At 45.2% G+C, this 2,639-nt stretch carries 1 protein-coding gene; it reads right to left on the bottom strand.

The features are described from left to right. Positions 1–2,639 (bottom strand): beta strand repeat-containing protein (locus BUA98_RS22430; RefSeq protein ID WP_396183099.1); only part of this gene is annotated, 2,639 nt, incomplete at both ends.

Below are 2,639 nucleotides of genomic sequence, written 5' to 3'. Positions count from 1 at the left end.
CCACTAGTTTGTGTTACTCCCGTTGATGGAGTTATCGTATAAGTATAAGTCGCATCGTAATTGTCAATCGTAAAACTTCCTGTTGCTGTTGCACACGTTGGCTGGTTTACAGCGCTTAGTGTCGGCACAGCTGGGGTTGAAGGCTGGGCATCAATTACAAATCCAGTGTTTGCAGAATCGCAACCATTGGCCGTAGCTTTTATGGTGTAACTTCCAGCAGGAGCCGTAACAGATCCACTAGTTTGTGTTACTCCCGTTGATGGAGTTATCGTATAAGTATAAGTCGCGTCATAATTGTCAATCGTAAAACTTCCTGTTGCTGTTGCACATGTTGGCTGTGTAACAGCACTTAGTGTTGGAACAGCTGGTGTTGAAGGCTGAGCATTAATTACAAATCCAGTGTTTGCAGAATCGCAACCATTGGCCGTAGCTTTTATGGTGTAACTTCCAGCAGGAGCCGTAACAGATCCACTAGTTTGTGTTACTCCCGTTGATGGAGTTATCGTATAAGTATAAGTCGCATCGTAATTGTCAATCGTAAAACTTCCTGTTGCTGTTGCACACGTTGGCTGGGTCACAACGCTTAGTGTTGGCGTTACAGGTGTCGATGGCTGAGCGTTTACAACTGCTGCAACTGAATCAGATGAACTACAAGATCCAAGTGTTGCTTTTATGGTATAACTTCCAGCAGGGGCCGTAACAGATCCACTAGTTTGTGTTACGCCCGTTGATGGGGTTATCGTATAAGTATAAGTCGCGTCATAATTGTCAATCGTAAAACTTCCTGTTGCTGTTGCACACGTTGGCTGGGTCACAGCGCTTAGTGTTGGCACAGCTGGTGTTGAAGGCTGAGCGTTTACAACAGCTGCAACTGAATCAGATGAACTGCAAGATCCCAGTGTTGCTTTTATGGTATAACTTCCAGCAGGAGCTGTAACAGATCCACTAGTTTGTGTTACTCCCGTTGATGGGGTTATCGTATAAGTGTAAGTCGCATCGTAATTGTCAATCGTAAAACTTCCTGTTGCTGTTACACAAGTCGGCTGGGTTACAGCGCTTAGTGTCGGCACAGCTGGGGTTGAAGGCTGGGCATCAATTACAAATCCAGTGTTTGCAGAATCGCAACCATTGGCCGTGGCTTTTATGGTGTAACTTCCAGCAGGAGCTGTAACAGATCCACTAGTTTGTGTTACTCCCGTTGATGGAGTTATCGTATAAGTGTAAGTCGCATCGTAATTGTCAATCGTAAAACTTCCTGTTGCTGTTGCACACGTTGGCTGGGTCACAGCACTTAGTGTTGGAACAGCAGGTGTTGAAGGCTGAGCATCAATTACAAATCCAGTGTTTGCAGAATCGCAACCATTGGCCGTGGCTTTTATGGTGTAACTTCCAGCAGGAGCCGTAACAGATCCACTAGTTTGTGTTACGCCTGTTGATGGAGTTATCGTATAAGTGTAAGTCGCATCGTAATTGTCAATCGTAAAACTTCCTGTTGCTGTTGCACATGTTGGCTGTGTAACAGCGCTTAGTGTCGGCACAGCTGGTGTTGAAGGCTGAGCATTAATTACAAATCCAGTGTTTGCAGAATCACAACCATTAGCCTTGGCTTTTATGGTGTAACTTCCAGCAGGAGCCGTAACAGATCCACTAGTTTGTGTTACGCCTGTTGATGGGGTTATCGTATAAGTATAAGTCGCGTCATAATTGTCAATCGTAAAACTTCCTGTTGCTGTTGCACATGTTGGCTGTGTAACCGCGCTTAGTGTTGGAACAGCTGGCGTTGAAGGCTGAGCGTTTACAACAGCTGCAACTGAATCAGATGAACTGCAAGATCCAAGTGTTGCTTTTATAGTGTAACTTCCAGCAGGGGCTGTAACAGATCCACTCGTTTGTGTTACTCCCGTTGATGGAGTTATCGTATAAGTGTAAGTCGCATCGTAATTGTCAATCGTAAAACTTCCTGTTGCTGTTGCACACGTTGGCTGAGTCACAGCACTTAGTGTTGGAACAGCTGGCGTTGATGGCTGAGCGTTAATTACAAATCCAGTGTTTGCAGAATCACAACCATTGGCTGTTGCTTTTATGGTATAACTTCCAGCAGGAGCGGTAACAGACCCACTAGTTTGTGTTACTCCCGTTGATGGGGTTATCGTATAAGTGTAAGTCGCATCGTAATTGTCAATCGTAAAACTTCCTGTTGCTGTTGCACACGTTGGCTGGGTCACAGCGCTTAGTGTTGGCGTTACAGGTGTCGATGGCTGAGCGTTTACAACTGCTGCAACTGAATCAGATGAACTACAAGATCCAAGTGTTGCTTTTATGGTATAACTTCCAGCAGGGGCTGTAACAGATCCACTAGTTTGTGTTACGCCTGTTGATGGAGTTATCGTATAAGTGTAAGTTGCATCGTAATTGTCAATCGTAAAACTTCCTGTTGCTGTTGCACACGTTGGCTGGGTTACAGCGCTTAGTGTCGGCACAGCTGGCGTTGATGGCTGAGCATTAATTACAAATCCAGTGTTTGCAGAATCGCAACCATTGGCCGTAGCTTTTATGGTGTAACTTCCAGCAGGAGCCGTAACAGATCCACTAGTTTGTGTTACTCCCGTTGATGGAGTTATCGTATAAGTATAAGTCGC

Source organism: Flavobacterium saccharophilum, from assembly GCF_900142735.1.
Classification (GTDB): Bacteria; Bacteroidota; Bacteroidia; order Flavobacteriales; family Flavobacteriaceae; genus Flavobacterium; species Flavobacterium saccharophilum.
This window is presented reverse-complemented; position numbering and strand designations above follow the sequence as displayed.